Source organism: Bacillus sp. B2-WWTP-C-10-Post-4 (assembly GCF_009183805.1).
Lineage (GTDB): Bacteria > Bacillota > Bacilli > Bacillales > Bacillaceae_G > Bacillus_A > Bacillus_A cereus.
On the sequence record NZ_WEII01000145.1, the window covers coordinates 1 to 8517 of the forward strand.

The following is an 8517-nucleotide window of genomic DNA, read 5'->3' on the forward strand; positions in this document are numbered from 1 at the left end:
ATAATATGGTATTCTTATTTATGTAATATTCATTCCAAAAAAGGGGGATTTTTCATGTTTAAGAAAGTAATAATTGGAACATTAGCAACTGGAATTATGTTATCTGGTGCTGGAGGAGTATTTGCGGAAACACCTACTGATACAAGTGTAAAATTAAAAACAATTGATAATAAAAAAAGTTTTGTTAAGAAAAAAGAAAAACAAGACTTTCCTGGTTACAAATCAAAAGGGGAAATACCCACTGTAAAAGAGTGGAATGGAGTAACTTGGTATTTAAAAGGAGTAACTGAAGTAAGTAAAAATTCATGGACAGGACATTATGAAGGATGGCGAACAAGTAATAATTAAGAAACTTTAATTTATTACTCAAAAATAGGCAAAAAGACAGCAATCAATCAGCTGTCTTTTCTTTTTTGATCTATAGACATTCTATTTTTTAGGCATCCATGTATGTCCGCAATTCATACAACCATTGACAATATTTTTTCTACCAATAAATCCACTGAATAAAGTTATCGATGCCCCTAGGAGTATCATTAAAAAAACAACAAATGCAGCCATATCCTGAAGTGGAGAATGTCGAGGAACTATTCCAATAGCTATAAGTGTAGCTAACATAAGAAACAGAATTAAAAACATCCTTTTAAAATTATAACCACGTTTATTACCAACTATTTGATCAGATTTACATTTCCTACAAACAACCCGCCTAGTTACTTTTTCTTTTTGCACTGTCATGTTCAATCACCCTCTTTAACTATAAATTCCAATAAACTAATTATAAAATATATCAACTACAATAAGATACAAATATTATCAAAATAAGAAAAAGAACCTTAAAAACCAGTTTCTTTTTCTTATTTTCCAATGTACACTTTTTATTATTAGTTTACTTTCAAATCCCCTTAAATATTAACTTCTCTCCGAACCCCCTGATATCCTCAATTTATAAAAAAAAAGTATACATTGAAAACACTGTAAATAAAGAGTTCACAATCCCTTATATGTTTAATCATTCACTCTCTCTTTCATCTAAAATCTGCTCAAAACGAAATTTAAAATAAACTATTTTAGTCCATCTATTTCTAGCAAAAGTTAAAATGTTAAAAATATATGGAAACAAAATTGAAGTTGAAATTAAAATTATTAATAGTACAAATCCCCACATTTCTTTTGAAAGAGAAGCTGAGTCTATAAAAGCACTAAATAAAACCGTCACATACATAATAATTAATGGCTGTATTCTATGTATGCTATCTTTTTACGACATTAAAATATATTAGAATTAACATGGTATGAATGATTAGTAGCAATTGATATAATTGTATTAGAAGCAATTAGGAGGATTATTAGTGGAGAAGTTAAAAGTACTATTTCAAAACACCTTATATATAGCTTACCCTCTTTTAACTGGAGTTGAGGGAAGTGAAAAGGTTTTAAATAAATGGCAACAATTCTATCAAGATGTAGAAAGAGATCTACAGGAAATTTACAACTCATCTTATTCATCACAGACTTTCGAAAGGCTAGTAAAATGGGTTTCTAAAAAGGAAGCTTTAGGATTATCAGGGATAGACATTCTTCCAAAACTAGAAAATCATAGGGAAGAAATTTTTGAATGTTTAAGAGATGACTTATATATGGAGTTTGGAATTAAACTGCCTATTATCGCAAAAGAATTACCTTTACATTCAGAGGCTAAGAGTGATTATATAGAACGAAGTAATGCAGGGTTTATGTACCATTTATCAGACACTATTGCTAAGAATAAGTTTACAGATGACCAAGATAAGAATGTACGGATTGCTCAATTACAGGATAAACAAAATAGTCTAGTGGTAGTATCGTCACACGATGATGGTGATATGAAATTACAAAGAAAAGAATTAAAAAGATGGAATACACTGATTGATTCTACTTTTTTAACAAGAGTAATGGACGATTTGACGGCGGACTGCCTCGATATTGTAACTGAACTTTGGGTAAAGAGTGCGGAAAATGATAAGACTATTGTGCCTGTACATTACGAACAAATATTAGATATGTGTAATATGAAACAAATCAAAAATGGTAAGTCTTATTATCGAAAAGAAGACAGATTAAAAATTATGGAGCGATTAGCTGCTCTTGCTAGTATTTTTATTTATGTCAATGAAGATAATGAGATCGTGATATTAAATGAAAAAGATCCAAATGAAAGCCTAACTTATAAAAAGCAAAGAATTCGAAGGTTATTTGTAATGGATGAAATTATCATTGCAAAAGATATTGATACGGATAAAACATTAGGAATAGAGAGTATGAACGTTACACCAGGAAGCTTTTTATCAAAATATCTCTATGGATCTGAAAAGCTAACAGGTTTATTATCAAAAAAAGCCCTAGAGTATAACAGCAAGCAACAGAGATATCACAAAAGATTAACCAGATATCTAAGTTGGCGTTGGCGCATTCAACAATCCTATCAACATTTAACACATTCTTATAGTATTGGTGGTCCTAAAGGGTTATTACAAGTAATGGAGATAAGCATGAATAGAAAACCAAGTCTAATAAGACAAGTTTTTGAAAAGACTTTAGATGACCTTATGAGCGACCAAGTAATTCAAGAGTGGAAATACTCTCCCGAAATTGATGAAGAAAAATGTAAGGGAAAAAACTGGTTTGAAAACTACTGGTTAAAATTAAAAGTAAGCATTTCTCCTACAAATGAACTTGTTAAATTACAACAAGAGTTGATTACTAAGAAAAGTAAGCAGCAAGTACCCTTGGTCATTGAGATGGAAGAAAAGCCACCGGTAATTGAAGAGAAGCCAATAAGTATAGTAAATCAAGAACCCCCTAATAGTATTGAGTTTTATATTGAAAAGATGAACACGTATAAAGAGAAGAATAATAAAAGTATTCGTGAGTTAGCGAAAGAAATAGATATTTCGTATTCAACACTTTCAAGGATGTTATCCGGTAAAAGAAAACGATTAAATGATGATACGAAAAATAAGCTAGATAAGTGGATAGAAAGACAGGTAGTAGTTAATCTGCTGTAAACGACGGTTTAAAAATAAATATATATAAACAAAAGGACTTAATCAAAGTAATGATCGATATTATCCTCTTTAGGTAGACAATGTAAAAAAGACCATGTACACACTTTGATGTTACACCATTACTTGGAGAGGATTTTTTAACATGACTAAAAAAGGTTCAACATTAAATGAACATTTGGAATGATTGATTTTATCAACTATTCCAATTTAATTAAAGGTAATATAGGCTGAAGAAAAATAAACATAAGATTCGCATGAATAACTTTCAAAATAAGTGTAATATGAACCATAAGTTTTCTGGAACAGCAAACTTATGGTTCTTTTGTTTGCTGCAAAGTTATGCCCCTGGATTTGAAGAAAATTCTTAATGTCGTTTTTTAAATAAAGTCTCGACGTTTTAAAAAAATTGCGATGTTTTGTCCCTTGGGATCTGTTTATCTTAAGGGATATACTTATAGTTCCCAAAAAATCTGAACGGAAAGACCGATTAAGGAATTGTTGAGTAGCAATAAAGTTATTGCATTTTTAGAATCAGTTCCTGCTTTCTGAGAAAAAACTTCGTCACTATATTATCTAGATTAATTTGGTTGTATTCTCCAGTTCGAACAAACTTTAAAAAATAGTTGTAATTCATTTTGAATTGAAAGATGGATAAAAAACATCATCTTTTTTAGTTAAATTTTAGAAATAACAACTTTTTTACAATTGGGGAAGTAAAAACTCTTAAGTTGATAGGAATGTATGGTGACTGCCTTGTATGTTATTCAAGGATAGTACTTTATATAAGTATGCAATTGTACATATTCATATAAAGTACATAATACATAAAATCCCATAAAGTTATATCAAAAACATTTTTTCGCATGGGCTTTATTAAGATTCAGTAATACCAATAAAATTTATCTTTGATTATAGCAGTGAAATGGTATCAATTTCTGAAGTGATACTACTACGAAAACTTTTTGAATATAATTAAGAAAACACAAAAGATTTAATGTCAGAATAATCAAACATAATATATTCGATTTTCTAGTTTACTTATGAAAAATATAGTGATTAAAATGGGGGGGAAGTAAGGATCTTATATTCTATTAAAAATAAAGAAAAAAACGAGATGCACTTACTCTTTTGAAAAATTTTTTATCCTCAAGTGTGTGTGAAGAAACCCTAACGTTAGGTTGTACAACATTTACGATCAAAACTTGTAAAAAACAATAGTGAAGAGGTGTAAGGAATGAAGAATAAAATTATGACAGGATTTTTAATAACATCAATTGCTACCGGGGCGACTATTCCTATCAATACTCTCGCAACGCCAATCGTTCAAGCAGAAACAAAACAAGATAATATAGATATTTCCTCAGCGTTACGAAAAATAGGTGCACACTCCAAATTAACACAAACCTTTATCGATGGAGCCTTAGCAAGTCCGAATGTACAACTTGTAGAAGTTCCATCTTTAAATACAACTCAATTTCTAATTAAACAAGATATGAAAGAGTGGTCATCCGAACTTTATCCCAAATTAATTCTATTAAATTCAAAAAGTAAAGGATTTGTAACTAAATTTAATAGTTATTATCCAACATTAAAAGGATTTGTAGATAATAAGGAAGATAAAGAAGGGTTTACAGATAGACTGGAAGTCCTTCAAGACATGACCATAACAAACCAAGAAAGTGTGCAACGTCAAATTAATGAGTTAACAGATCTAAAACTACAGTTAGATAAAAAGGTGAAAAATCTTGATACTGATGTGGCAAAAGCACAGAGTGTCCTTAATTCAGAGGGAACAGGAAAAATAGATAAGTTAAAAAATGAAATGCTAGATACAAAAAAATCAATTCAAAATGATTTACAGCAAATAGCATTATTACCAGGAGCCTTAAATGAACAAGGGCTAAAGGTATTCCAAGAAATTTATAGTCTATCGAAAGATATCATTGAACCGGCTGCTCAAACAGCAGTAGTAGCGTATAACAAAGGAAAAGAAATAAACAATGCTATTGTAGACGCAGAGAAGAAAGCAGAGCAAGAAGCAAAAGAAAAGGGAAAATCAGCTATAGAAATTGAGGCTGCCAAAAAAGAAGCACGTGAAGCAATAGAGAAAAGTAAAAAAGGTGAAATCGCTGCAGCTGCAGTTACAAAAACGAAAGAGTATGATCTTATGAAAGTGATTGATCCTGAAAAAATAAAAAAAACATATAATACTTTTGCTGAAATTAATAAACTAACAGCAGAGCAACGTGCATATTTAAATGATTTAGAGAAACAAAATCAGAAATTATATGACTTAACAACTAAATTAACTGTAGCGGATTTACAAAAATCAATGATTCTTTTCATGCAAAATGATTTGCATACATTTGCTAACCAAGTAGATGGAGAAATTGAGCTAATGAAACGTTACAAAGAGGATTTGGATCTAATAAATAATAGTATTACAAAATTATCGACTGAAGTTGATGCCAATAACACTCAGTCTCAAAAAGATACATTAAGACGATTAAAAAGTGTAACAACTCAACTCGAAGAACAAGTTTATAAATTCTAATATTAAGAACATAAGTTTATCAAAAGGATTATATTGCAACTGAAAATAAGGAGGAGATCAAATGATGAAATTTCCATTTAAGGTTATAACTTTAGCCACTTTAGCAACGGTTATAACTGCTACGAATGGTAGTACTATTCATGCACTTGCACAAGAACAGACAGCTCAGGAACAGAAAATAGAAAATTATGCGTTAGGACCTGATGGATTAAAGAAAGCGTTGGCTGAAACAGGCTCTCATATTCTTGTAATGGATTTGTACGCAAAAACTATGATTAAGCAACCGAATGTAAATTTATCCAATATTGATTTAGGTTCCGGAGGAGGAGAATTAATCAAAAATATTCACCTAAATCAGGAACTGTCACGAATCAATGCAAATTACTGGTTAGATACAGCGAAGCCAAACATTCAAAAAACAGCACGTAATATTGTAAATTATGATGAGCAATTTCAAAACTATTACGACACATTAGTAGACACTGTAAAAAAGAAAGATAAGGTGAGCCTCAAAGAAGGAATAGGGGATTTAATCGATACAATTCATACAAATTCAAATGATGTTACGGAAGTCATTAAGATGTTAGAGGCTTTTAAAACAAAGTTGTATACAAATACTGTAGATTTTAAAAATAATGTTGGTGGTCCAGATGGACAGGGCGGATTGACGGCTATATTAGCGGGAAAACAAGCACTAGTCCCACAACTTCAGGCCGAAATTGAGAATTTACGTTCTACACAGAAATCACATTTTGATAATATATTAGCCTGGTCAATTGGTGGTGGATTAGGAGCTGCTATTTTAGTTATTGGAACGATTGCAGGAGCGGTAGTAATTGTTGTGACGGGTGGTACAGCTACACCAGCTGTTGTGGGTGGTCTTACAGCTCTAGGAGCCGCTGGTATCGGTTTAGGAACAGCTGCTGGTGTCGAGGCATCTAATCATATGAATTCTTATAATGAAATTTCGAATAAAATCGGAGAATTAAGTATGAAAGCTGATCTGGCTAATCAAGCGGTTATTTCACTTACTAATACCAAGGACACTCTAACATATTTGTATCAGACAGTGGACCAAGCAATCATGTCTCTAACAAGTATTCAGCAACAATGGAATAAAATGGGGGCTAATTATAAAGATTTATATGATAATATCGATCAAATGCAAGAACATAAACTTTCGTTAATACCTGACGATTTAAAAGCTGCTAAACAAAGTTGGAATGATATTCATAAGGACGCAGAATTCATTTCCAAAGACATTGCTTTTAAACAAGAAAAAACAAACTAAAAATCAATATATATTCATAGGAGGAATTAAAGTGAATAATAATTTTCCTTATAAACTACTTGCTGTATCGACGTTTTTAACCCTGACAACAACTACTGTAGTTTCACCAGTAGCTGCTTTTGCAAGTGAAAGTAAAATAGAACAAACGAGTACGGAAGATATATCTCTTTCTGTAAACAGCGAAAAGATGAAAAAAGCTTTGCAAGATGCTGGGGTATTTGCAAAATCCATGAATGATTACTCTTATTTGTTAATTAATAATCCAGATGTTAACTTTGAAGGAATTGATATTAAAGGATATACAAATCTACCTAGTCAAATTGCACAAGATCAAAAGAATGCAAGAGAGCATGCTACAAAATGGGATGCGCACATAAAAAAACAACTTTTAGATACCCTTACAGGAATTGTAGAGTATGATACCACATTTGACAATTATTACGATACATTAGTAGAAGCAATTAATGAAGGAGATGCAGATACATTAAAAGAAGGCATTACAGATTTACAAGGTGAGATTAAACAAAACCAAGCATATACACAGAATTTAATACAAGAACTAGCTAAGTTAAGAGATAGTATTGGAGAAGATGTCCGAGCATTTGGAGGTCATAAAGATATCTTGCAATCGATTTTAAAAAATCAAGCATCTGGAATAGATGAAGATGAAAAACGCCTAAATGATGTTTTAGAGCAAATAAGACATTTTAAACAAGTAGAATCGGATGGAATAATAACTGTATCATATCCCTCAATCCCTACATGGATTGCTGGAGGTGTAATGATAGGGGTAGCAAGAAATAATTTAGGTACGTTAGAGCCGTTATTAGCGCAATTACGGCAAACGGTAGACTATAAAATAACATTAAATCGTGTAGTTGGGGTTGCGTATAATAATATTGCTGAAATGCAAAATGCAATTGGATCAGCTATTAATGCTCTTACCTATATGTCAGCACAATGGCATGATTTAGATTCTCAATATTCAGGAGTACTTAATCATATTGATAAAGCATCCCAAAAGGCAGATCAAAATAAATTTAAATTTTTAAAACCTAACCTGAATGCAGCAAAAGATAGTTGGAAAACATTAAGAGCAGATGCATTTACATTAAAAGAAGGAATAAAAACATTAAAAATGGATCCTGTTTCTTCGAAAAAATAGGGAAGTATACTAAAAAGGTAGAGTTGTATCAAAAGCTTCACCTTTTTTTATTGTAGTTGAGTTGTATAAGCAAGTTTCATCTTGTTTCAATTGTGAAAGGACTTCTTTGAGCCGATTAGTGTATATATAGCTTATTTTGCTATGCACATATTTAATCGACTTGAAGAAGTTCTTTTTGTGTTGCATTCAAGTTAGGAATCACTTGTATATAGAACATCGGAGGCTAATAGTACACTAAATGAAAAAGCACATAATTTGTGCTCGTTTTTCTCATGAAACAATAGGGGTTTATTTAAAGGAAACGATCTATGATTGCAATTGTATGGAATATCTAAACATTCAAAAGTTAAATATATCCGAACAAATTAAATTTATGCATAATGGACAAATGGTATTAAGAACATTACAAGACATATGTAATGAGAGAAAATTTACTATCATCGCTTGTACTGTAGTAAAG

At 31.1% G+C, this 8517-nt stretch carries 6 protein-coding genes; 5 read left to right on the forward strand and 1 reads right to left on the reverse strand.

The genetic code is table 11. The features are described 5' to 3' along the window. Nucleotides 1-54 precede the first annotated feature (54 nt). Nucleotides 55-348, forward strand: a complete 294-nt coding sequence (locus tag GBN78_RS27085) for an LCI fold-containing protein (RefSeq protein ID WP_000475236.1) — start codon at nucleotides 55-57, stop codon at nucleotides 346-348. Between the two features lie 81 nt (nucleotides 349-429). On the opposite strand, the gene GBN78_RS27090 is transcribed toward GBN78_RS27085, so the two are convergent. Continuing rightward, nucleotides 430-738 (reverse strand): hypothetical protein, encoded by a 309-nt coding sequence (locus GBN78_RS27090; RefSeq protein ID WP_152127904.1) that lies wholly within the window; start codon nucleotides 736-738, stop codon nucleotides 430-432. 614 nt (nucleotides 739-1352) lie between these two features. On the opposite strand from GBN78_RS27090, the gene GBN78_RS27100 reads away from it, so the two are divergent. The 4 genes from GBN78_RS27100 to hblA all read left to right on the forward strand — a co-directional run bounded on the left by GBN78_RS27100 (nucleotide 1353) and on the right by hblA (nucleotide 8057). Beyond that, nucleotides 1353-3047 carry a helix-turn-helix domain-containing protein gene (locus GBN78_RS27100; RefSeq protein WP_065845682.1) on the forward strand — a complete coding sequence of 565 codons (1695 nt, stop codon included), beginning with the start codon at nucleotides 1353-1355 and terminating at the stop codon, nucleotides 3045-3047. A 1234-nt stretch (nucleotides 3048-4281) separates the two neighbouring features. Beyond that, on the forward strand, nucleotides 4282-5601 hold the full coding sequence (gene hblC, locus GBN78_RS27105; RefSeq protein WP_000790992.1) for a hemolysin BL lytic component L2: 1320 nt from the start codon (nucleotides 4282-4284) through the stop codon (nucleotides 5599-5601). A gap of 61 nt (nucleotides 5602-5662) precedes the next feature. Then, nucleotides 5663-6892, forward strand: coding sequence for a hemolysin BL lytic component L1 (gene hblD / locus GBN78_RS27110; RefSeq protein WP_152127905.1), 1230 nt, complete (start codon nucleotides 5663-5665; stop codon nucleotides 6890-6892). Nucleotides 6893-6923: 31 nt separating this feature from the next. Then, on the forward strand, nucleotides 6924-8057 hold the full coding sequence (gene hblA, locus GBN78_RS27115; protein WP_001063467.1) for a hemolysin BL binding component B: 1134 nt from the start codon (nucleotides 6924-6926) through the stop codon (nucleotides 8055-8057). The last annotated feature ends 460 nt before the right edge of the window (nucleotides 8058-8517 follow it).